This window comes from Saccharopolyspora dendranthemae (assembly GCF_007829955.1).
Lineage (GTDB): Bacteria > Actinomycetota > Actinomycetes > Mycobacteriales > Pseudonocardiaceae > Saccharopolyspora > Saccharopolyspora dendranthemae.
Genome location: NZ_VIWX01000003.1, coordinates 350,553 through 372,237, shown reverse-complemented (window position 1 = coordinate 372,237; position 21,685 = coordinate 350,553). Strand labels below are relative to the sequence as shown.

The 21,685-nt window shown below is 69.3% G+C and carries 20 protein-coding genes; 10 read left to right on the top strand and 10 right to left on the bottom strand.

Annotation, left to right across the window (positions count from 1 at the left end; genetic code table 11):
* The first annotated feature begins 162 nt into the window (after positions 1-162).
* The 3 genes from FHU35_RS16935 (at position 163) to FHU35_RS16925 (ending at position 2,032) form a co-directional block, all read left to right on the top strand.
* A complete protein-coding gene (locus FHU35_RS16935) occupies positions 163-714 on the top strand; it encodes an SCP2 sterol-binding domain-containing protein (RefSeq protein ID WP_425474149.1) in 552 nt (183 codons plus the stop codon).
* A 459-nt stretch (positions 715-1,173) separates the two neighbouring features.
* Entirely contained in the window at positions 1,174-1,458 is a 285-nt protein-coding gene (locus FHU35_RS16930) for a hypothetical protein (protein WP_425474148.1), read from the top strand.
* A gap of 79 nt (positions 1,459-1,537) precedes the next feature.
* Positions 1,538-2,032, top strand: coding sequence for a pyridoxamine 5'-phosphate oxidase family protein (locus FHU35_RS16925; RefSeq protein ID WP_246110362.1), 495 nt, complete (start codon positions 1,538-1,540; stop codon positions 2,030-2,032).
* A gap of 40 nt (positions 2,033-2,072) precedes the next feature.
* Here the strand turns inward: FHU35_RS16925 and FHU35_RS16920 are convergent, their stop codons facing one another.
* Genes FHU35_RS16920 through pdhA form a run of 3 tightly spaced genes read right to left on the bottom strand, consistent with a single transcriptional unit; the run spans position 2,073 to position 5,687 of the window.
* Positions 2,073-3,416 carry a dihydrolipoamide acetyltransferase family protein gene (locus tag FHU35_RS16920; protein WP_145740757.1) on the bottom strand — a complete coding sequence of 448 codons (1,344 nt, stop codon included), beginning with the start codon at positions 3,414-3,416 and terminating at the stop codon, positions 2,073-2,075.
* A 13-nt stretch (positions 3,417-3,429) separates the two neighbouring features.
* The gene (locus FHU35_RS16915; protein ID WP_145740755.1) at positions 3,430-4,446 is read right to left on the bottom strand and encodes an alpha-ketoacid dehydrogenase subunit beta; all 1,017 of its coding nucleotides are present in this window, start codon (positions 4,444-4,446) and stop codon (positions 3,430-3,432) included.
* Positions 4,446-5,687: a pyruvate dehydrogenase (acetyl-transferring) E1 component subunit alpha gene (gene pdhA, locus FHU35_RS16910; RefSeq protein ID WP_145740752.1), complete on the bottom strand. Its 1,242-nt coding sequence runs from the start codon at positions 5,685-5,687 to the stop codon at positions 4,446-4,448. The genes FHU35_RS16915 and pdhA overlap by 1 nt, the downstream gene beginning before the upstream one ends.
* A 465-nt stretch (positions 5,688-6,152) precedes the next feature.
* Here pdhA and FHU35_RS16905 point away from each other — a divergent pair, with 465 nt between their 5' ends.
* From FHU35_RS16905 to FHU35_RS16890, 4 genes are all read left to right on the top strand, one after another.
* Entirely contained in the window at positions 6,153-6,797 is a 645-nt protein-coding gene (locus tag FHU35_RS16905; RefSeq protein ID WP_145740750.1) for a GOLPH3/VPS74 family protein, read from the top strand.
* A gap of 65 nt (positions 6,798-6,862) precedes the next feature.
* Positions 6,863-8,278: a M20/M25/M40 family metallo-hydrolase gene (locus FHU35_RS16900; RefSeq protein WP_186459467.1), complete on the top strand. Its 1,416-nt coding sequence runs from the start codon at positions 6,863-6,865 to the stop codon at positions 8,276-8,278.
* The gene (locus FHU35_RS16895) at positions 8,275-9,120 is read left to right on the top strand and encodes an ABC transporter ATP-binding protein (RefSeq protein ID WP_186459466.1); all 846 of its coding nucleotides are present in this window, start codon (positions 8,275-8,277) and stop codon (positions 9,118-9,120) included. The genes FHU35_RS16900 and FHU35_RS16895 overlap by 4 nt, the downstream gene beginning before the upstream one ends.
* A complete protein-coding gene (locus tag FHU35_RS16890) occupies positions 9,117-9,782 on the top strand; it encodes a hypothetical protein (RefSeq protein WP_145740748.1) in 666 nt (221 codons plus the stop codon). Before FHU35_RS16895 ends, FHU35_RS16890 begins: the two co-directional genes overlap by 4 nt.
* Here FHU35_RS16890 and FHU35_RS16885 read toward each other — a convergent pair.
* The 6 genes from FHU35_RS16885 to FHU35_RS16855 form a co-directional block, all read right to left on the bottom strand.
* The gene (locus FHU35_RS16885) at positions 9,746-9,940 is read right to left on the bottom strand and encodes a PspC domain-containing protein (RefSeq protein ID WP_145740746.1); all 195 of its coding nucleotides are present in this window, start codon (positions 9,938-9,940) and stop codon (positions 9,746-9,748) included. The two genes, FHU35_RS16890 and FHU35_RS16885, sit on opposite strands and share 37 nt — an antisense overlap.
* A 162-nt stretch (positions 9,941-10,102) precedes the next feature.
* Complete coding sequence (locus FHU35_RS16880; RefSeq protein ID WP_186459227.1) at positions 10,103-11,323, bottom strand: IS30 family transposase; 1,221 nt, start codon at positions 11,321-11,323, stop codon at positions 10,103-10,105.
* Positions 11,324-11,403: 80 nt separating this feature from the next.
* Entirely contained in the window at positions 11,404-11,808 is a 405-nt protein-coding gene (locus tag FHU35_RS16875) for a hypothetical protein (RefSeq protein ID WP_145740744.1), read from the bottom strand.
* Between the two features lie 29 nt (positions 11,809-11,837).
* Complete coding sequence (locus tag FHU35_RS16870) at positions 11,838-13,478, bottom strand: glycosyltransferase family 87 protein (RefSeq protein ID WP_425474147.1); 1,641 nt, start codon at positions 13,476-13,478, stop codon at positions 11,838-11,840.
* 78 nt (positions 13,479-13,556) lie between these two features.
* On the bottom strand, positions 13,557-16,601 hold the full coding sequence (locus tag FHU35_RS16865; protein ID WP_186459465.1) for a transglycosylase domain-containing protein: 3,045 nt from the start codon (positions 16,599-16,601) through the stop codon (positions 13,557-13,559).
* Between the two features lie 102 nt (positions 16,602-16,703).
* Complete coding sequence (locus FHU35_RS16855) at positions 16,704-17,108, bottom strand: DUF5318 domain-containing protein (protein WP_222429410.1); 405 nt, start codon at positions 17,106-17,108, stop codon at positions 16,704-16,706.
* A 213-nt stretch (positions 17,109-17,321) separates the two neighbouring features.
* Between FHU35_RS16855 and FHU35_RS16850 the strand changes: the two genes are divergently transcribed.
* Both FHU35_RS16850 and FHU35_RS16845 read left to right on the top strand, forming a co-directional pair.
* Positions 17,322-17,945 (top strand): PadR family transcriptional regulator, encoded by a 624-nt coding sequence (locus FHU35_RS16850; protein ID WP_145740733.1) that lies wholly within the window; start codon positions 17,322-17,324, stop codon positions 17,943-17,945.
* Positions 17,942-19,063 carry an inositol-3-phosphate synthase gene (locus FHU35_RS16845; protein WP_425474146.1) on the top strand — a complete coding sequence of 374 codons (1,122 nt, stop codon included), beginning with the start codon at positions 17,942-17,944 and terminating at the stop codon, positions 19,061-19,063. Before FHU35_RS16850 ends, FHU35_RS16845 begins: the two co-directional genes overlap by 4 nt.
* A gap of 111 nt (positions 19,064-19,174) precedes the next feature.
* Here the strand turns inward: FHU35_RS16845 and FHU35_RS16840 are convergent, their stop codons facing one another.
* On the bottom strand, positions 19,175-20,017 hold the full coding sequence (locus FHU35_RS16840) for a GGDEF domain-containing protein (RefSeq protein WP_246110361.1): 843 nt from the start codon (positions 20,015-20,017) through the stop codon (positions 19,175-19,177).
* 354 nt (positions 20,018-20,371) lie between these two features.
* Between FHU35_RS16840 and FHU35_RS16835 the strand changes: the two genes are divergently transcribed.
* Positions 20,372-21,676 carry a glycosyltransferase 87 family protein gene (locus tag FHU35_RS16835; protein ID WP_145740728.1) on the top strand — a complete coding sequence of 435 codons (1,305 nt, stop codon included), beginning with the start codon at positions 20,372-20,374 and terminating at the stop codon, positions 21,674-21,676.
* The last annotated feature ends 9 nt before the right edge of the window (positions 21,677-21,685 follow it).

The following is a 21,685-nucleotide window of genomic DNA, read 5'->3' as shown; positions in this document are numbered from 1 at the left end:
ACGCCGGGATCGGGGGCGCTCGCTGGCCCGTTGATCTTCCATCTCACCTCATACGCTGGTAATTCGCCTCAGGCTAGTGGAGAGGGACCCGGGTCCGGAGGCTTGCCCGCCAACCTACTCGCCCGTAGTCTTACTCCCCAGTAGGTAATGGAGGTGGCAGCGTTGCCTCAATCCCCGATCGACCCGATCAGCGCGCTCGCCGAGGTCGACCCCCGGCAGATCGACAAGGCCGAGCTGGTCGAGATGCTGCACGCCGCCTCCCACGCCGCCAACGAGGGGCTGGACCTCAGCTCCCTGAGCGCTGAGCGTTTCGCACAACTGATCTCACGCGCGTCGACCGAACAGCTCAAGGCCGTCCTCTCCCGGCCGGAGCTGAGCGAGAGCATCGTCGACGAGATCTTCCGCCGCATGAGCCGGCACTACCAGCCAGAGAACGCCAAGCGCAGCCACGCGGTGGTGAACTGGCGGATCGGCAAGGACGACGACCTGCTGCACTACGAGTGCGAGCTCGACCAGCGCGGCTGCCAGGTGACCAAGGGTTCCCAGAGCGACGCCGGGACGGTCACGATCACCATGACCCCGCTCGACTTCGTGCAGCTGACCTCGGGGAACACCACCGCTCCGAAGCTGGTCATGGCACGGCGGGTCAGGCTCGCAGGCGACATCGGGTTCGCGGTCAACCTGCCCAAGCTCTTCCAGATCCCCAAGGCCTGAATCGCACCACCGGACACCGGGTCGCCGGAAAGCCCCCCACGACGACCCGGGCCCAGGCGAACGGACCGCGCTCGGCGAATCCAGCGGAGCCGGTCCGTTCGCGGTCTTCCCAGTAGCAGATCAACGTGATCCCCGGGTTAACCGCAGGTCAGTGGCATATGACACGGTGCGGAATTGCACAACGGGTACCGGTGTTGATTCCACAGAGGGCAGTATGCGGCCTGGCGGATGTGTGAGATCGATTCATCGAGCCGGATCGTGATCGTTGTTGCACCATGTGCGTGGGCAGGGCGCAACAGCCTGGTCCGATTGGATGAACGGCGGGTCGCCGCGTCAGGATGAGCGGCGGCACGCGTCCCACCGATGAGCGAAGGGCCTGGTCCCTTCGGCCCATCGACGAGCTCCGCGGGGAGAGCTCGGCTCGGCCAACGCTTCGATGACGAACGGGAGGGCGAAGCGGTGAAGAAGTTGACGACCCCAGAGGTGGAGACACCGATCTTCCGGGAGCTCAACAAGGAGCTCGGCGAACTGCCGGAGATCGACATCCACGACTTCGACAAGCACGCGTTCGACTTTCTCCGCGAGTACGACGAGCAGAAGTCCCAGGAGCCCGAGCAGGACGCCCCGGCGGAGGCGGCGGAACCCGTCGCCGTGTCGGCAGGCTCCGCAGCTTCGGGATCAGGCTCTTCGAGCTCCGGTACTTCCGGATCCCGCCGCGGCGGACGCCGCCGCAAGGGGAACTGAGCAGACTTGGCCGAACGGCCCGCACCGCATCCGGGGGGATCGCGGTGCGGGCCGTTCGTCTGTCCGGACGCTTCCGTCGGTGCCCTCTGCCACTCTGACCGGCATGACCGGATGGCAGGAATTCGCTGATCAGGAACCCGAGCTGGCCGCCGCGGCCCGGGCACGGCTGGAATCGGCCCGGCACCACGTGCTGGCGACGCTGCGCGGGGACGGCGCTCCGCGGGTCAGCGGCACGGAGGTCAGCTGGTACGACGGTGAGCTGACCTTCGGTTCGATGCCCGGTGCCCGCAAGGCCCGCGACCTGCAGCGCGACGGGCGATTCGCGCTGCACACCAACCCCGGCGACGGCACGATGGCCGATCCCGACGTCAAGATCGCCGGCGTCGCGACCGAGGTCACCGGCGACGAGCAGAGCACGTGGGTGGCCGAGGTCCAGGCGCCGCAGTCCGACGCGCACCTCTTCCGCTGCGCGATCACCGAGGTGGTCACGACGAAGGTCTCCGACGACCAGACCCACCTGGTGATCACCTCGTGGACCCCTGAACTGGGAGTTCGAGTCTTCAAGCGCACGTGAGGGGCGCCCCCGGGATCCGGGAGCGCCCCTCCGCCGTGCCTCAGTAGGTGAACGCCATGCTCGGGTTCGCCAGCAGCGCGCCGACGTCGGCGAGGTACTGGGAACCCTGCTGCCCGTCGACCACGCGGTGGTCGAAGCTCAGCGCCAGCTGGCAGACCTTGCGCGGCACCACCTGTCCGTCGACCACCCACGGCATGTCGCGGATCGCGCCGAACGCGAGGATCGCGGACTCACCGGGGTTGATGATCGGCGTGCCGGTGTCGACGCCGAAGACGCCGACGTTGGTGATGGTGATCGTGCCGCCGACCATGTCCGCCGGGGCCGTCTTGCCGTCCCTGGCGGTGGTGGTCAGCTGCTCCAGCGCCTCGGCCAGCTCCCGCAGGGACATCCGGTCGGCGTCGCGGACCTTGGGCACCACCAGGCCGCGCGGCGTGGCCGCCGCGACCCCGAGGTGCACGTAGTCCTTGTAGACGATCTCGCCGGCCGCCTCGTCCCAGGTCGCGTTGACGTCCGGGGTCCGGCGGGCGGCCAGGCACATGGCCTTGGCCGCGAACGCCAGCGGCGTGATCTTCACCCCGCGCAGCGCCGGGTCCGACTTGAGCTGCTCGCGCAGCTCCATCATCGGCGTGACGTCGACCGTCAGGAACTCGGTGACGTGCGGCGCGGTGAACGCGCTCTCCACCATGGCCTGCGCGGTCGCCTTCCGGACGCCCTTGATCGGGACCCGCCGCTCGCGGTCACCGGCCGGAACGGCCGCGGGAGCGTCGGTCCGGGACCCGGCCGGTGCTGCCGCGGATTCCACGTCCTCGCGGGTGATCACCCCGCCCGTGCCCGAGCCCGCGAGGGAGCGCAGGTCCACGCCGAGCCCCTTGGCGAGCTTCCGGACCGGCGGCTTGGCCAGCGGGACGTGCCCGACGGCCTCCTGGACCTGCGGTTTCCGCGGTTCCGGCGGTGCGGCGACGGTGGCCACGGCCGTGCCGTTGGACTCCGTGCCGTTGGTGGCCGCGTGCCGGTCCTTGCGCGGACGCCGCTTGGCCGAGGACGTCCGCGGGCCGTAGCCGACCAGCGTGGCGATCCGGCCGTTGGACTCCTCGCCGATCTTGCCGGAGCTCGCGTCCGGCTCCGGTTCCGGTTCGGCGGCACCGGCCATCTCGATGCTGATGATCGGCGTGCCGACCTCGACGGTCTGACCGGGCTCCACCAGCAGTTCGCGGATCGTGCCCGCCCACGGGCAGGGCAGCTCCACGGAGGCCTTGGCCGTCTCGATCTCCACGATCACCTGGTTGACCGTGACGTTCTCGCCGGGCTGCACCTTCCAGCCGACGATCTCCGCCTCGGTCAACCCCTCGCCGACGTCGGGCAGGGGGAAACTCTTGAGCGCCATCGATGAACTCCCCTCAGTACGCCAGCGAACGGTCGACGACGTCCAGCACCCGGTCGAGGTCGGGCAGGAAGCCCTCCTCCAACTTCGACGGCGGGTAGGGCGCGTCGAACCCGGTCGCCCGCAGCACCGGGGCCTCCAGCGAGTAGAAGCACTCCTGCTGCACCCGGCCGGCGATCTCCGAGGTGACCGACGATTCCGACGGCGCCTCGCTGACCAGCACCAACCGGCCGGTGCGCCGCACCGACTCGCACACCGGACCCAGGTCCAGCGGGGACAGCGCGCGCAGGTCGATGACCTCCAGGTCCAGCCCGTCCTCGGCGGCCGCGACCGCCGCGTCGAGGCAGGTGCGCACCATCGGGCCGTAGGCCGCGACGGTCACCGCCGAGCCGGGCCGCACGACCCGGGAGCTCAGCAGCGGCAGCGGATCGATCGTGGTGTCGAGCTCGGCCTTCTCGTAGTAGCGGCGCTTGGGCTCGAAGAACAGCACCGGGTCGTCGGACTCGATGGCCTGCTGCAACATCCAGTAGGCGTCCACCGGGTTCGAGCAGGACACCACCTTCAGGCCCGCGATGTGCGCGAACAGCGATTCCGGCGACTCCGAGTGGTGCTCGACCGCGCCGATGCCGCCGCCGTAGGGGACCCGGATGACGATCGGCACCTTGACCTTGCCCTGGCTGCGGAAGTGCAGCTTCGCGAGCTGGCTGATGATCTGGTCGAAGCCGGGGAAGATGAATCCGTCGAACTGGATCTCGCACACCGGCCGGTAGCCGCGAATGGCCAGGCCGATCGCGGTGCCGATGATCCCGGACTCGGCCAGCGGGGTGTCGAGCACCCGGTGCTCGCCGAAGTCCTTCTGCAGGCCGTCGGTGATCCGGAAGACACCGCCGAGCTTGCCGACGTCCTCACCCATCACCAGCACCTTCGGGTCGCGCTCCAGCGACGCGCGCAGCCCCATGTTCAGCGCCTTGGCGATGGTGACGGTCTGGGTTCCCGGCGCGGTGGTCGGGCGTTCGAGAGCGGGCGCGGCCATCAGTGCGCACCTCCTGCCATCGCGTCCGCGCCGGCGGTCTCGTCGGCGAATCCGGCCAGGTAGCGCAGGTGGTCCTCGCGCTGCGCGGCGATCTGCGGGGTCTCCTCGGCGTACACCTGCGAGAACATCCGCTCCGGTGGCGGTTCGGGCATGGAGAAGCAGAAGTCTCGGAACCTCGCCGCGAGCTCGTCGGCCTCGGCGTCGATGGAGTCGAAGAACTCCTGGTCAGCGGCGTGCTCCCGGATCAGGTGCACCCGCAGGCGCTCGATCGGGTCCTTGAGCTTCCACGCTTCGTGCTCGTCCGACATCCGGTAGCGGGTCGGGTCGTCGGAGGTGGTGTGGGCGTCCATCCGGTAGGTGAACGCCTCGATGAGCACCGGCCCGTTGCCGGTGCGGCACTCCTCCAGCGCCCACTTCGAGACCGCGAGGCTGGCCAGCACGTCGTTGCCGTCCACCCGGATGCCGGGGAAGCCGTACCCGCTGGCGCGCTGGTAGAGCGGCACTCGGGTCTGGCGCTCCAGGGGCTCGGAGATCGCCCACTGGTTGTTCTGGCAGAAGAAGACGACCGGCGAGTCGTAGACGGCCGACCACACCATGGCCTCGTGGACGTCGCCCTGGCTGGTGGCGCCGTCGCCGAAGAACACCATGGTGGCTTCGCCGTCGGGGTCGCCGACCTTGCCGTCGAAGCGCTGGCCCATCGCGTAGCCGGTGGCGTTGAGGCATTGGTTGCCGATGACGATCGTGTACAGGTGGAACCCGGTGCTCGCGGGGTCCCAGCTGCCGTGGTCGGTCCCACGGAAGATCCCCAGCAGTTCGGTGGGGTCGATGCCGCGAGTCCAGGCCACGCCGTGCTCCCGATAGCTCGGGAAAGCCATGTCCTGGGGCTTCAGCGCCCTGCCCGCCCCGATCTGGGCGGCTTCCTGGCCGAGCAGCGGTACCCAGATGCCGAGCTGGCCCTGGCGCTGCAGCGCGTTCCCCTCCCGGTCGGCGCGGCGAACCAGCACCATGTCGCGGTACAGGCCGCGCAGCTGCTCGGGGGAGATGTCGATGTCGAATTCCGGGTGCTGGACCCGCTGGCCTTCTGGGGTGAGGAGCTGAACGAGATCAGCCCCGCCTTCACTCGTCGCGCGCAAACCGGCGATCACCTGTTCCCGTGTGGGCTTGGCTGCGGTTGCGGCAGGGAGGTCGGTGGGGTTCGCGGGCGGATTGTCTGAAGAGGACGTCCATTTCTCGGGGGACATGTGTGATCTCCTCGTCTCGCGCCGACGGCCACCGCTTGTGGCGGTGGTGACCGGCTTGCCCCGCTAGCCTGCCTCGGACCTGGTGGGTCACCCGGTCAGCCCAGCGGAGCGGTGGATCGCTCCTCGTCATCCTGGCACGAAAACCACGTGGTCCGTGAGCCCTGCCACAGGGAGTGGATCGGTTCAGCAGCGAGCGGTCCGCTCCCGTGAGATCACGTTAGTTCTTCTGTGGACGGAGTGAATTCGCAGGTCATCGAATTAATGGACGCCCGACTAACGACTTACGGACCATTGCGGTACCGATATTGGGGAGGCGGGGCGGTGGGTTGCGCAAATACGACAACACCCACCCCGGTGATGGCTGACCCGAACAGACCAGCGGCAGGCGCACGAGTTGACCTGACAAACGTCACGAGCTGCGACGAATCCGCGCACTGGCCTCCGGTTCGCTGCCAGACTCCTGGCATGACCACCTTGAGCCTGCCCGAGGAGTTCGTGCTGCTCCTGCACAAGCCGAACGGCTCGTACTACGCCTCCTCCAACCACGTCGGCGCCGCCGAGCTGGGCGAGCTGGTGCTCACCGGTCGCGTCGGCATCGAGAACAAGAAGCTGCGCGTGCTCGACGCCGAGCCCAGCGGCACCGCCTGGATCGACGAGAGCATCGCGCTGATCAACCGCAAGGCCGGGGCCAAGAACAAACCCGTGGCCGCGACGACCTACATCCAGAGCCGAGGCCCGGCCCGCAAGCAGCACGCCGAGGCGCTCGCCGCACGCGGGCTGGTGCGGCACGAGCGCACCAAGTGGCTGATGTTCACCAGCAACTCCTTCACGCCCGACCCGGGCACGCGGGACGTGCTGATCGCCCGCGTGCGCGCCGCCGCGCGCAACGAGGTCGCGCTCGACGAACGCCTCGCGCTGCTGGCGGCGCTGGTGCACGCCACCGGGCTGCACTCGCACTTCGGCCTGGACCGGGCCGAGCGCAAGCGGCTCAAGGAGATCAGCAAGGGCGAGCAGCTCGGCGAGGCCGTCCGCGACGTGATCGCGCAGACCACCGCCGCCATCGCCGTGACCACCGCGGCCGCGGCCAGCGCGGGCGCCGCGGGCAGCTGACGGCATCACGCCACTCGCCCCAGGAGGTCCGGACAACTCCCGGAACCCGGCATAGGATCGCGCCCGTGGATCGAGCTGCTGCTGCCAAGACCGTTGACCAGGCGTGGGACGAGGCGATTCTGCCGAGCCTCTCCGATCTGGTGAGGATTCCCGCGGTGTCGCCGTCGTTCGACGCCGACTGGGAGAACACCGGATACCTCGACGCCGCCATCGAGCACGTGCGGGCCTGGATCGACGGCCGCGGGATCGAAGGCGCCGAGATCGACGTCGTGAGACTCCCCGGGCGAACCCCGCTGCTGCTGGTGGACGTGCCGGGCTCGTCCGGCGCGCCGGACGAGTCGGTGCTGCTCTACGGCCACCTCGACAAGCAGCCGCCGGTCGGCGGCTGGTCCGAGGGCCTTGGCCCGTGGACGCCGGTGGTCCGCGACGGCAAGCTCTACGGCCGCGGCGCCGCCGACGACGGCTACGCCGGGTACGCGGCGGTCACCGCGATCGAAGCCGTCCGCGCGAACGGCGGCGCGCACGCGCGCTGCGTCGTGCTGCTGGAGACCGGCGAGGAGTCCGGCAGCCCCGACCTGCCCGCCTACCTGGAGCACCTGCGCGACCGGCTCGGCGCCGTGTCGCTGGTGGTGTGCCTGGACTCCGGCGCGGGCGACTACCAGCGGATGTGGCTGACCAACTCGCTGCGCGGGATGGTGCAGCTGGAGGTCGAGGTGCAGGTGCTCGACTCCGGGCTGCACTCGGGCATCGCCAGCGGCATCGTGCCCAGCTCGTTCCGGATCATCCGGCAGCTGCTGGACCGCATCGAGGACTCGCGGACCGGCGAGATCCTGCTGCCCGAGCTCAACGTGGACATCCCCGCGAACCGGGTCGCCGAGACCCGGGCCGCCGTCGCCGCCGTTCCCGGCATGGTCCGCGACTCCGTGCCGTGGCCCGAGGGACTGCGGCCGGTCGACGAGGACGAGGTCGAGCTGGCGCTGAACAACTTCTGGCGTCCGACGCTGTCGGTGATCGGCGCGGACGGCCTGCCCAAGCCCGCCGACGCGGGCAACGTGCTGCGGCCGTCGACGACGCTGCAGCTGAGCTTCCGGTTGCCGCCCACCGCCGACCCCGAGACCGCGCTGGAAGCCGTGCAGCGGCGCCTGTCCGAGGACGTCCCCTACGGCGCCCAGGTCAGCTTCGGGCACGCGGAGGCCGGCCTCGGCTGGAACGCCCCGGACCCGGCGTCCTGGCTCTCGGACGCCCTCAACACCGCAGGTGAGGAGATCTTCGGGGCCGAGTGGCGGACGATGGGTCTGGGCGGATCGATCCCGTTCATGGGCCTGCTGCACGAGGCCTACCCGGACGCCCAGTTCGTGGTCACCGGCGCGCTCGGCCCGGACAGCAACGCGCACGTCCCGGACGAGAGCCTCGACCTCGCCTTCGCCGCGAAGATCACCAGCGCCATCGCCTACGTCCTCGACGCGCACGCGACCCGGTGACCGTCGACGCGGCGCAGCCCGTCTCCGCCCAGCCCGTCGTGGCCGCGTCCGGCGTGGCCAAGCGGCACGGCGAGCGGGCGGTGCTGCGCGGCGTCGACCTGGTGGTCCGCCCCGGTGAGATCGTCGGCGTCCTGGGCGCCAACGGGACCGGGAAGTCGACCTTGCTGCGGATCCTGGCCGGGGTGTCCCGGCCGTCCGCCGGTGCTGTCCGGACCGTGCCGCGGGTGGGTCACGTGCCAGACAGGTTCCCGGCCCAGCAGCGGATGAGCGCTCGCGCCTACCTCCGGCACCTCGGCAGGATCAGCGGCCTGACCAGGAGTGACGCCGATGATCGGGCTGCTCGCTGGTTGGCGCGGTTCGCGCTGGCCGGTGGTCCGGACACCCCGCTGCGGGACCTGTCCAAGGGCAACGCGCAGAAGGTGGCGCTCGCCCAGGCGCTGCTGGCCGAACCGGAGCTGCTCGTGCTCGACGAACCGTGGTCGGGGCTGGACGCCGAGACCCGCCCGGTGCTCTCCGAGGTCATCGACGAGGTGGCGGCCGACGGCGCGGCCGTCGTGTTCACCGACCACCGGCCGGAGTTCGTCCGCGCCACCGCGACCCGGTCCTACCGGTTGACCGGCGGACGGCTCGCCGAGCTCGAAGCGGGGCTCGCGCTCTGCCGGATCGTGCTGCGCGGCGGACGGGACGCGGACTGGGCGGCGCACGACGGCGTGGTCGGCGTCCGGCACGGCCGGAACGTGGAGCTCGACGTGGACCTGGCGCGACGGGAGGCCGTGCTGGCCGAGGCGATCCGGTCGGGCTGCGCGGTGCTCGCGGTGGATTCGGCCGGCGGGCCCCGATGATCGCGCTGGTCCGCTACCAGTTCGCCGAGCTCGGCCACTCCCAGCGATACCTGCCGCCGGTGCTCGTCCACCTGGGAGTGCTGGCCGTGCTGAGCAGAGCGAACCCAGGACCCGTGCTCCCCGGATACGCGGTGACGGCCGCGTCCTCGCTGCTGGTGTCCGGTTGGTTGATCATCGCGCTGGCCGGGATCTCCGGCCCGGAGCAGCGCGCGGTCGTGGCCGCGCACGCGGGCTCGTTCACCCGCGTGCTGATCAGCATGGTGCTGACCGTCCTGGCCTGCTCGGCGGGGCTCGCGGTGCTGGCGGTGGGCTGGGGCGCCGTCACGCACGGCGCCCACGTCCCACCGGGCACGCTCGCCCTGGGAGTCCTCGTCCACCTGATCTGCTCGGCCTTCGGCATCGCCGTGGCGCTGCCGTGCTCGCCGCTGGTGATCCCCCGCATCGGATACACCCTGGTCGCGGCGGTGGTCCTGCTGACGGTGGCGCTGCTGGCGAAGTGGGTTCCCCTCGCGTTCCCGCTGCTGTTCGCCCTCGGCACCGACACCGCACCCCCTGCGGTGCTCGCGCAGGCCGCTCTCACGGCAGTGCTGCTGCTGGTCCTGACCACGGCGTTCACCGCGTGGCGTCAGGACTTCGGGATGAGGACCCAGAGCACGAGGTAGACCACGAACTGCGGTCCGGGAAGCAGGCAGGACAGCAGGAACAAGGCCCGCACGGTGTTCGGCCCCATGCCGAAGCGCCGCGCCAGCCCGGCGCAGACCCCGGCGATCATCGCCTGGTCGTGGGGACGTTGCAGAGAAGTCTTCTGGTAGGTCGTCATGCACCAAGGATGCGTCGCCGGCGGCTGCGGAACCTCAGGGAAGAGCCCTGACCAACCCCCGAGCTCGCCCCCGGCGAGGGGCACGTCGGAGGCGTTCCGGGACCGTCGCGTGGAGCGGGTGGCCGACAGCACCCAGTTTTAGTCCAAACCGAGGAGGCGGTTTCAACCGGTGGTTGCAACTTGGTTTGGTGTGGACAGTAGTTGGTGGAGTGCTTCGGCGGGGGTGCGCCAGGCGAGTGTTTTGCGGGGGCGGCCGTTGAGTTCGGTGGCGACGTCGGCGAGGTGTTCGGGGCTGTGCCGGGAGAGGTCGGTGCCTTTGGGGAAGTACTGGCGGAGCAGGCCGTTGGTGTTTTCGTTGGTGCCGCGTTGCCAGGGGCTGTGGGGGTCGCAGAAGTAGATATCGAGGTCTGTGGCCAGGGTGATGTCGGTGTGCCTGGCCATTTCGCTGCCCTGGTCCCAGGTCAGAGACCTGCGCAAGTGGGTGGGCAGGGTGTGGATGGCGGTGATCATCTGGTTTTTGACGTGCTCAGCGTCCTTGCCTTCGGGCAGGTGTAGCAGCATGCAGAACCGGGTGGAGCGCTCAACCAGGGTGCCGATCACCGAGCCGTTGTCCTGACCGGCGATCAGGTCGCCTTCCCAATGTCCGGGCACCGCGCGGTCGGTGGCCTCCGCGGGCCGCTCGGAAATACTGATCATGTCGGGGATGCGGCCGACGCGTTCCCGCCGGGCATCGGGCATCCGCCGTGGCCGGCGCAACGCCCGGCCGGTCCGCAGACACGTGGCCAACTCCCGGCGCAATGCGCCCCTGCCCTGCACATACAGAGACTGATAGATCGACTCGTGCGACACCCGCTTCTCCGGTCGGTCGGGAAACTCCTCGGCGAGCCTGGCACTGATCTGTTCCGGAGACCAACACTGCCGCAGCCGCTGCTGAACGTGGTCGCGTAACTCGGTGTCGGCAGCCAGTTTCGCGGTCTTCGGACGCCGCGCACGCCGCTGACTCGCGCTCTGGGCGGTACTGGCCCGATACCCACGCTCACCAGTGGTGTTGCGGTCCAGCTCACGACCGATCGTGGACCGATGCCGCCCCAACCGGCGAGCGATCTCGGCCCGGCTATGCCCCTGCGCACGCAGGACGGCAATCTCCTCCCGCTCGGCACACGACAAAAACCGACCCGAACACTCACCCACACCATTACCCACCACCCCGCCAGCCTGGGTGAACCACCGCTTACCCGACGTCAACGACACACCCGCCACAGCACTGGCCGCCCCCAACGACAACCCACCACGCACCCCAGCCCAAAACACCACCCGCACCTCACGCGGCTCCACCGGACGACCCACCAGCGCACACTCCCTACAACACAACAGGAGTTGCAACGACCGCTTGAACCCGCGGGAGCATTCGTGCCCGAAATGTCTGCTCAGTTTGGACTAAAACTGGGATCTGGCGACGATCCTCAGCAGGCCGGGGTGTACGTGCGGGTTGCTAGGACCTGGTCTCCGGAGGTGACCTGGATCGTCGTGCGGGTGTTGTTGGGCAGCGAGGTGCTGGAAACGACCAGGCCCTTGGCCCCCACCGAACCGGAACCCTTGCGCTCACCGTTGACCTTGACCTCGAAGGGGGTCATCGGCGCGTCCGGACCTGCGGAGATGCGGTATTCGACGACCGGGGTGCGGGCCGGGTCGGGGAACGCGGGCGCCAGCATCGGCATCGCGGCGACCATGGCCGACATGTCCTGGCACCGGGCCTCGCCGAGCTGGACCTGGACCGGGGCCGGCGGCGCGGCCGCACCGGCCGTGGCCGCGGCGGGGATGGCCACCGCGACGGCGGCGAGAACGACGGTCAGCATGCGACCTGGCATCTGCGAAGCACCTCCACGAAGAGATCGGATCAGCGCTTCGAAGCTAGAGCCCCCCGGGTGAGCGTGAGAGCCCGCTGCCCCCAACGAGCGACACCGGGTAACACGAACCGGTCGCGGGAACCGTCGAGCGGGCCGCCGCACGGATCGTCGATGCCGCCGGGGTGATCGCCCCGCACGGTCAGCGCGGTGCGCACCTTGTCGCGGGCCGGGTCGAGGATCTCGCGGATGATCAGCACGCACAGCGCCACGACCATCGCGTCCCGGACCAGAACCGCGCCCAGGAACCAGCCCTCGGGCAAGCCCTTGTTCGCCGTGCCCAGGTAGTAGTACATGCGCGGAGCCCACACCGCCGCGTCGATGATCATCCAGCTCAGCAGCAGCCGCCAGCGCGGCAACGCCAGCACCGCCAGCGGCACCAGCCACAGCGAGTACTGCGGGCTCCACACCTTGTTGGTCAGCAGGAACGCCGCCACCACCAGGAAGCACAGCTGCGCGACCCGCGGTCGGGTCGGCGCCGCCAGCGCCAGCCACCCGATCGCCAGGCACGCCAGCAGGAACAGCCCGAGGCTGACGGCGTTGAGCACCACCGGTGTCGCGCCCGGCGGCAGCTGACCGTCGAACCCGCCCCAGCCGGTGAAGTGCATCAGCACGTTGTAGAGCGAGTCCGGGTCGGCCGAGCGCTGGCTGTTCAACCGGAAGAACTCGCCCCAGCCCGCCGGGTACGCCAGCAGGATCGGGACGTTCACCGCCAGCCACGCCAGTGCGGCGGCCAGCACCGCCCGCACGGCGTCGGGCAGCTTCCCCGCGCGCCAGGCGAGGATCAGCAGCGGTCCGAGCAAGAACAGAGGGTAGAGCTTGGCGGCTCCACCGATGCCGATCAGCACCCCGGCCAGCACGGGTCGTCGTCGCGACCACGCGAGCAGCCCAGCGGTGCCCAGCGCCGCGGCCAGCGCGTCGAAGTTGGTGAAGGCGTGCGCCACGACCAGCGGTGAGACCGCGGCGAGCGCGACGTCCCAGACGCGGCGGCGAGCCAGCAGCACCAGCGCCCAGATCGTCACCAGCCAGGCCGCGGCGAGCCAGAACGCGGTGACGTTGAAGTACAGCACGCTGGCCAGCCCGCCGGGCAGCCAGCCGAAACCGGCCAGGGTGGCCCAGCCGTCGGCGGCGCGGGCGTTGATCCACTGGAAGATCCCGGTCAGCACCGGGTATTCCATGTACCGGACCTGCTCCTTGGGCGTGCCCTGGTTCTCCACCCACCCCGTCTTGTACGGGAACGCGTCGTCGGGAGCGAGATCTCCCACGCCGTAGCGCGGGATGATGTCGGTGTAGCACATGGCGGTGTACTGCTTGCTGTTCCGCCAGTCCAGCTGCGGCCCGCTGCTGGTGTCGTAGGTGATCTGGCAGGGGGCCTTGAACAGCCACGCCGCCGCCAGCGTCAGCACCGCGAGCAGCAGGATCACCCGCAGCGGGGTCCAGAACCACTGCCGCCCGACCTGCGCGTGCCTGCCCAGCGGTCCGCCGAAGAGGCGGCTGACCTTGCGGGGGAGCGGTTCGGTCCAGGTCGGCGGGATGCGGTCCGCAGGTGAGAGGGACGAGCTGTCCACCGCCGCCGCTAACTCGTTGCCCGAGGACGCCGCTGTTGCCCGATCGGCGGTTTCGTTGGTGGACACGCCCGGATGCTACTTGGCCCGGAAAAGCCGGAGGGGCACCCGCCGGGTCGGCGGATGCCCCTCTCGGATCAGCTCCGGCTACTCGCCGAACCGACGCGTCGGTGCGACGTCACCGGGCTCGTCGGGACTGCTCGTGTCCGACGGGCACGGCGGCTCGAAGAAGCCACCGCAGCCTTCGTCGTCACCGGGCTTGGTCTTGCTGGTGGTCGGGTCCTGGTCCTGCGAATCGCTCGGCATCGTGGGCGGCGGTTCCGACGAGGACGGCGGCTCCGACGATGTCGGAGGCGGCGGCAGCGGGATGTCCTGGAACTGACCGATGGTGTCGGCCTTCTTGAACTGCTCGACCTTGAGGCCCTTGTGGTAGTTGTTCATGAACTGCTGCCACACCATCGCCGGGTACTTGCCGCCGTAGAAGCTGGTGCCCGAGTTGTCCTCCAGCGGGACGTTGCGGCCGTTCTCGCTGGCCAGCATCGACACCGACGCGGACAGCTGCGGCGTGGCACCGATCATCCACGCGGTGGCGTTGTCCTTGGTGTCCAGGTACTGGTGCGTACCGGTCTTGGACATCACCGGCCGGTTGCCGTCCAGGCCGCGCTTGGCGTGGTCGGCGACCTCGAACATCGACGCGATGGTGTTGTAGGCCAGCTTCGCGGCTTCCGACTCCGACTCGTCGTAGAGCGTCTTGACCGGCTCGTTGTGGACCTTGACCGGCGGCCCTTCGCGCGGCGTGATCTCGCTGACCAGGTGCGGGGTGTGGGACTTCCCCTGGTTCGCCAGCGTCGCGTACGCGTTGGCCATGTCGATCGGCTTGACCGGGTACATGCCCAGCGCGACACCGGACTGGGTGTCGCCGTTGGAGTTCTGCAAGGTCTTGGTGGAGCCCTTGCCCGACTTGTACTCCTCGGGAATGCCGGCGGCGTGCGCGGCCTCGGCGATGGCCGGTGGTCCGGTCCGGGTCGCGATGTTGACGAACACGGTGTTCACCGACTTCGTCATCGCCTCGCGAACACCGCAATGGGTCGGCACGTCGCAGGCCACGTTCGGGGCGTTGGCGAAGTCGGTTCCCGCGATCTTCTGCGGGCTGCTGCCGTCGTAGAACTCACCGATGCCCAGGCCCTTGTGCAGCCCCGCCAGCACCGCGAACGGCTTGAACGACGACCCGGGTTCGGTGGGCGCGACCGCCCAGTCGTACCCGCCGACGTCACCGCCGCCGCCGTAGTAGGCCTTGACCTCACCGGTCTTCGGCTCGATCGCCACCAGCGACGTCTTGATGTTGTCCGGCAGCGTGTTCTCCGCCTGGGTGGTGGCCGCGTCGACCGCCGCCTTCTGCGCTCGCGGGTCGATCGTCGTCTTGATCTTGTAACCCTCGCGGGCCAGCGTGTCCTCGTCGTAGCCGGTCTCCTCCAGCTCGCGGAGCACCTGGTCCTTGATCTTGAACTGGTCCGGTGTCAGCCGCCGGTCGATCCGCCAGTCGTTCTGACCCCGGGTCTCCGGGAGCTGCAGGCCCTGGCGCTCGGACGCGGGCAGGAGCCCGTTCTTGACCATCTGGTCGAGGACGTAGTTGAACCGCGTGTCGGCCTGCTCCAGGTCCTCGCGCGGGTCGTTGCCCTTCGGGCGCTGCACCATGCCCGCCAGCACCGAGGCCTCGGCCGGCGTGATCTCGCTGGGCTTCTTGCCGAAGTAGGCGTTGGCCGCCGCGGTGATGCCGTTGGCGCCTCGGCCGTAGTAAGCGGTGTTGAGGTACGACAGCAGGATGTCGTCCTTCGTCCGCTCGTTGGTGATCTTGAACGCCAGCACGATCTCCTTGATCTTGCGGACGTAGGTCGGGTCCGACTTGTTGAGCTCCAGGTCCAGCTTGATGAACTGCTGGGTGATGGTGGAGCCACCGCCGACGCCGGAGCCGGTGAACATGAAGAACACCGACCGGGCGATGCCCTGGAAGTCGAAGCCGGGGTTGGTGTAGAAGCTCGCGTCCTCGGCGGAGATCGTCGCGTCGCGCAGCGGCTTGGACACGTCGTTGAGGTCGCGGATCACCTCGCGCGAACCGTCCGAGCTCACCGTCGCCAGCGGCGAGTCGTCCGCGTAGGTGATGGTGATCGGCTGCTTCATGTTGAGCAGCTTCTGCTCGTCCGGCGCCTCCCAGAAGAGGTAGCCGTAGATGAACACCAGCGTCGGGATGATCACTGCCGCTGCCGCACCCACGTAGCAGGTCCGGCGGATCCGCCGCCACATGACGGCGCGCTTGGCTTGGGCGGCACTCATTTCGTCGTCCGGATCCTCGCTGTCATCTCTGCCCGGGTACCCGGCACCGCCGACGTCCGCGGCGCCGGTGCTGCTGCGGTCGCCGAGCTGGTCGTCGCCGTACGGGTCGTCATCAAGATCATCAGCGTAGTAGTTGTACGTCGCCTGGTCCGAGTGCGTCAGCAGGTTCGGCTCGCGGGAGAAACCGGGGCTCCCCGAAGCGGCACCGGCCGCACCAGCACCGGCCCCGCCGGCGGCTGCGGCTCCACCAGCGGCAGCGGCTCCTGCGGCTCCTGCCGCGCCGGCAGCTCCGGCCGCGGCGGCTCCGGACGCACCGGAACCTCCCCGGTCACCGCTGCTCGGGGCCTGCGGGAGGTTCTGCGTCGGCGCTTCGCCCGGCGGTTGCGGGGGACGGCCCGGCGGAGGCTGCTGCCCGGCGGGCTGCTGTCCCGGACGGCCGGGAGGCGGGGGAGGCGGCGACGGCGAGTAGCTCGTCGCGTCGTCCTCTCCGCTTAACCGGCTGCTCAGCGAGCTCGAACCCGGCGCGGAGTCGTCGTCGAACGACGGCGTCCAGGCACCGGTCGACTCCTCCGGGGTCTCGGCCCCGGGCCACTGCGGCGGCTGCCCGCCTGCCTGACCGGGACGTCCCGGTGGGGGCGGGGGCTGCTGACCACCGGCTCCCGGACGACCACCGGGCTGCTCTCCCGGCCACGCCGGACCACCGTTCGGCGGCGGGGGCCCACCGGCCGGGCGCTGCGGCGGTCCTTGCTGACCGCCCGGCTGCTGGCCCGGGTGCTGCGGTGGGGGTGGCGTGGGGCGACCGTCGGGGTTCGGATGCCGGGAGTGGCGGCCCTTGCCATGGTCGTCACGCTCGTCGTTCACGAGTTGGCCTCCAGGACAGGCGTCGGGGCGACGCCGGTGATGCGTTCACGTCGGGGGTGCGCCGCATCGGCGCGGTTGGGCGTGCCGGGTGCACGACCGATCTCACTCCGCTGCAGTCTTGCGCCCGGATCGGCCGTTGTTCAAGCCGTCGGTCCCGAGCACGTAGGACAGCACCAGGTGGTTCCAGTTACATGTGCGGCACACCTCAACGACGTAGACGTTGAACTCCTCGAACAGGTTGGCCATCCGGTCCAGCTCTTCGGGCTTGCGCGCCGATCCGGACGCGTGCTTGAGAGCGTCGCCGAACACCCAGGAGACCTGGGTCAGCTCTTCCTTCCTGCACACGGGGCAGGTGGTGTCGCTGGGTTCACCGTGGAACTTCGCCGCCTGAAGAAGGTACGGGTCGGCGTCGCAGACCTCCATCACCCCGACGCGGCCAGCGTGCAACTGCGCGAGCAGCGCCCGGCGCTGCAACGCGTAGTCGACCACTTGCCTTTGGGTCCGCACGACCACAGGGTACGTGCCGCCTCGGTCCGCTCCATGCGCCGTTCAGGGCAGGCGGGTATCTCCGCTGTCACGTGCGGTGACGCCGAACACCCCCGGCACCGCTCGATGGTGAAGCCCGATATATCGGCGCGATATACTCCAGCGCGGTGCCCGGGTCAGCGTTGACACTCGTCATTATTCGCGGCGCCTATTAGACGCTCGTAGGAGGTGCAGATGCTCGAACTCGCGGTGCTCGGGCTGCTGCACAACACCTCGATGCACGGCTACGAGCTGCGCAAGCAGCTCAACGACACTCTCGGCGTGTTCCGCGCGCTGTCCTGCGGTTCGCTCTACCCGACGTTGCGCAGGCTGTGCCGGTCCGGGCTGATCGAGGAGGAATCGGACACCGAGGAGTCGAAGGCCTGGGGCCGCCGCGCCCGCCGCGTGTACCGCATCACCACCGCCGGTGAGCAGCGCTTCGACGAGCTCGTCACCGACAGCGGTCCCCGAGCCTGCGAGGACAACGCCTTCGGCGTGCACGTGGTGTTCTTCTCCCGCACGCCGGCCGAGGCGCGGATGCGCATCCTGCTGGCCCGGCGCCGTCGAGTGGAGGAGCGGCAGGAGGGTCTGCGCAGCGCGCTGGCCCGTTCCGGGGACTGCCTGGACCGCTACACGCGGGAACTGCACCGGCTCCGGCTGGACCACAGCGAACGCGAGGTTCGCTGGCTGGACGAGATCATCGAGGCCGAACGAGTCGAGCAGGCAGCTGCCTCGGCGACCGGGCGACCCGATGCCGGTGGGAACCCGGATGCGGGTCACCAGCCACCGGCTCAAATCACGCAAGGACACGACAGATGACCAAGAAGGAGGGCCCTGCCATGGGCGGAGATCGTCCCGGTCGCGCGGTGCGAGTGGCGATCGTCGGCGTTGGGAACTGCGCTGCATCGCTGGTGCAGGGCGTGCACTACTACTCCGACGCCGATCCGGGCACCAGGGTGCCCGGGTTGATGCACGTCGCCTTCGGCGACTACCACGTCAGCGACGTGAAGTTCGTCGCCGCGTTCGACGTGGACGCCAAGAAGGTGGGTCGGGACCTCTCCGAGGCCATCGTCGCCAGCGAGAACAACACCATCAAGATCGCCGACGTCCCCCCGCTGGGCGTCACCGTGCAGCGCGGCCACACCCACGACGGTCTCGGCCGGTTCTACCGGGAGACCATCGAGGAGTCCGACGAGCAGCCGGTCGACGTGGTCCAGGCGCTGCGCGACGCCGAGGTCGACGTCCTGGTGTCCTACCTGCCGGTCGGGTCCGAGGACGCCGACAAGTTCTACGCGCAGTGCGCGATCGACGCGGGCGTGGCCTTCGTCAACGCGCTACCGGTGTTCATCGCCTCCGACCCGGAGTGGGCGGCGAAGTTCACCGAGGCCGGCGTGCCGATCGTCGGCGACGACATCAAGTCGCAGGTCGGCGCCACCATCACGCACCGCGTGCTGGCCAAGCTGTTCGAGGACCGGGGCGTGCACCTGGACCGCACGATGCAGCTCAACGTCGGCGGCAACATGGACTTCATGAACATGAAGGAGCTGGAGCGGCTGGAGTCCAAGAAGACCTCCAAGACGCAGTCGGTGACGTCGCAGGTCGACCGCGACCTGGGCAAGCGCAACGTGCACATCGGTCCGTCGGACTACGTGCCGTGGCTGGACGACCGCAAGTGGGCCTACATCCGGCTCGAGGGTCGCGCCTTCGGCGACGTGCCGCTGAACCTGGAGTACAAGCTCGAGGTGTGGGACTCGCCGAACTCGGCGGGCATCATCATCGACGCGATCCGCGCCGCCAAGATCGCCAAGGACCGCGGTGTCGGGGGACCGATCCTGTCGGCGTCCTCGTACTTCATGAAGTCGCCTCCGGAGCAGTACTCCGACTCCGACGCCTACCAGGCCGTCGAGGACTTCATCGCGGGCGAGACCGACAGCTGACCTTCGCCGAGCAGAAGCGGGGCACCCACCTCACCGTGGGTGCCCCGCTTCGTTCAGCAGGGGTTGTTCGACCCACGCAGTACCTCCCTCCTAGTCGGCGACCAGGTCCTTCTAGGAACCGACCCGCGACGCGAGCTGCTGCTCCGCGCGGGCCAGCACCGAGTGCACCGAGGCCAGGCCGTCGGTGGTCACCCAGGAAACGCGCAGGCCCGGGCGGACCCGCTTGCGGCCGACGCGCATCGGCCAGCCGGCCACCTCGCGCGCGTGGGCGGCGATGCGCTCGCCCGTTCCGCTGGGGTGTTCGGCGACCACGGCGAACTCGTCCCCGCCGTAGCGCGCGACGGTGTGCTCGTCGCTGAGCCCTTCTCGAAGCCGACCGGCCAGCATCGAGAGCATCTCGTCGCCGCGCTCGAAGCCGTGCGTGGCGTTGAACTCGGCCAGCTGCTGGACGTCGATGAGCACCAGGGTCGAGAGCGTCCCGCGCATGCGGGAGCGGACCAGCGACTGCTCGAGGCGGTCCAGCAGCAGCACGCGGCCGGGCAGACCGGTCAGCGGGTCGAGCAGCCCGGAGGAGTGCGAGACGTCGGTCTCGACGGACTGCAGCAGGACCAGGACTCGCCTGCGCCCCTGCACCGTCACGGCGTGGTAGTCGGCCCAGATGCGGCTCTCGGTGCGACCGTTGATGATGACGAGCGGGATGGACAGCGGGCAGCCGGCGCGCAGCACCTGACCGGCCAGGTCTGCCCAGTCGGGCATCGGCGAACCGGTGTCGTCGCGGACCTGCCAGTCGTGGGGACGGGTTCCGGTCAGCAGGTCGGCGCGGTCCAGCTGCATCAGCTCGGCGGCGACGTCGTTCGTGGCCAGCACCTGGCCGCGCTCATCGGTCAGCAGCACCCCGACGTTCAGCCCGCTGACGAGTTCGTCCCACATCGGTGCCAGCTGGGCTGCAGCCACGTCAAGGACACTCATTCGGCCCCCTCCCTCCCCACCAAACGGAGCAGTCCGTCCGAGCCTCCCCTTGTTGGTAGGAGCTTTTCAAGAGCAAAGCGACCACCCGTAATGGTGGTTTCACGCTCCGCTTATAACGCTGCGTCAAGGCTTCTGCACCACCTTCCCCACGCGTCACCTCGAAGACCGGATTTTGATCATTCATGCAGGTGAAACACGATCGAGAAAGCCCCGCGAAACATCTCGGAACCGCTATCGATAGAGAGTGCGTGACGAACGGGTTCCCGCCCGATCCCGCACGTCCGACTGCGCCGAGGCCATCTCTACCCTTGAGCGGCAGTGGTACCGAGAGGATGGTGCATGCCAATGCCCGGAACCGCGGATCTGGTTCCGCTGGCCGAGCGAATGCGTGGTCACCGGTCGCTGTTGACCGTCATCGCGATCGCTGAACTGATCGCCATCGTGGTGGTCTCGACCGTCAACACCCACGACCACATCGACGGAGAGGTCTACCGGCAGGGCGCCCAGGCGCTGCTGGCGGGCCGCGACCTCTACCACAACCTGCCGCCCACCGAGTCCGGCCTGCTGCTGCCGTTCATCTACCCGCCGTTCGCCGCCATCGTGTTCGCGCCGCTGGCGCTGGTGCCCAAGGTGCTGTCCACCGCGGTGATCATGCTGGTCAGCCACCTCGCGCTGCTGACCACGCTGTACGTGGTGCTGCGAGAGTCGACGTTCCTGCAGGCGCACCGGGACAGGGTGCTGCTGGTGACCGCCGTCGTGCTGCCGTTCGCCACGATCAGCGAGCCGGTGATGGAGACCATCACCTACGCGCAGATCAACATCGTGCTGATGGCGCTGGTCGTGGTGGACCTGCTGTGGCGGGTGGAGGGCACCAAGAAGCTGCCCTACCCGCGCGGGCTGCTGATCGGCATCGCCGCGGGCATCAAGCTCACGCCGCTGGTGTTCCTGCTCCTCCCGCTGCTGCGCAAGGACTTCAGGACCATCGCGGTCTCGTTGCTGACCTTCGTGGCGACCGCGCTGGTCGGGTTGCTGATCACCTTCGACAACGCCCGCCGGTTCTGGCTCCAGGAGATGTTCGCCAACAGCCACGTCAACTTCGGGCCGAAGTTCACCGGTGACGCATCGACCTACGCGGGCAACCAGTCGCTGAAGTCGCTGCTGTCGAAGCTCAGCGCGCCGAACCTGACGCTCGTGCTGGCCGTGATCGCGCTGCTCGTGCTGGGGCTGGCCGTGCTGGGGATGATCAACGCCATCCGCCAGCGGGACCTGCCGACAGCCGTGGTGCTCAACGGCGTGCTCGGGCTGCTGCTCTCGCCGATCTCCTGGTCGCACCACTGGGTCTGGGCCATCCCCGGGCTCGTGCTGCTGGCCGGTGCGGCCTACGTGCGGCGCGACTGGGCGATGCTGCTGATGACGACGCTGATCGGCTCGTTCTTCATGATGGGCCCGCACTGGAAGATGCCGCAGGGCAAGGGCCTCGAGCTGACCTGGAGCTTCTTCGAGCAGTTCGTCGGCAACTCCTACGTCTACTTCGGCGTCGCTTACCTGGCCTACAACGGCTACCTGTGGTGGCGCGAGCGGGACCGGACGCCGGTGGACATCCCCCGGGCGGAGAAGCCGCCGGTCACGCCCGAACCGCTGTGACCCCCTGAC

Bases quoted from the DNA above. Each gene is read 5' to 3' on its own strand.
- FHU35_RS16890 (WP_145740748.1), top strand. From the start codon at position 9,117: ATGATCGCGCTGGTCCGCTACCAGTTCGCCGAGCTCGGCCACTCCCAG.
- FHU35_RS16845 (WP_425474146.1), top strand. From the start codon at position 17,942: ATGACCAAGAAGGAGGGCCCTGCCATGGGCGGAGATCGTCCCGGTCGC.
- FHU35_RS16850 (WP_145740733.1), top strand. From the start codon at position 17,322: ATGCTCGAACTCGCGGTGCTCGGGCTGCTGCACAACACCTCGATGCAC.
- pdhA (WP_145740752.1), bottom strand. From the start codon at position 5,687: ATGTCCCCCGAGAAATGGACGTCCTCTTCAGACAATCCGCCCGCGAAC.
- FHU35_RS16920 (WP_145740757.1), bottom strand. From the start codon at position 3,416: ATGGCGCTCAAGAGTTTCCCCCTGCCCGACGTCGGCGAGGGGTTGACC.
- FHU35_RS16915 (WP_145740755.1), bottom strand. From the start codon at position 4,446: ATGGCCGCGCCCGCTCTCGAACGCCCGACCACCGCGCCGGGAACCCAG.
- FHU35_RS16835 (WP_145740728.1), top strand. From the start codon at position 20,372: ATGCCAATGCCCGGAACCGCGGATCTGGTTCCGCTGGCCGAGCGAATG.
- FHU35_RS16905 (WP_145740750.1), top strand. From the start codon at position 6,153: ATGACCACCTTGAGCCTGCCCGAGGAGTTCGTGCTGCTCCTGCACAAG.
- FHU35_RS16875 (WP_145740744.1), bottom strand. From the start codon at position 11,808: ATGCCAGGTCGCATGCTGACCGTCGTTCTCGCCGCCGTCGCGGTGGCC.
- FHU35_RS16885 (WP_145740746.1), bottom strand. From the start codon at position 9,940: ATGACGACCTACCAGAAGACTTCTCTGCAACGTCCCCACGACCAGGCG.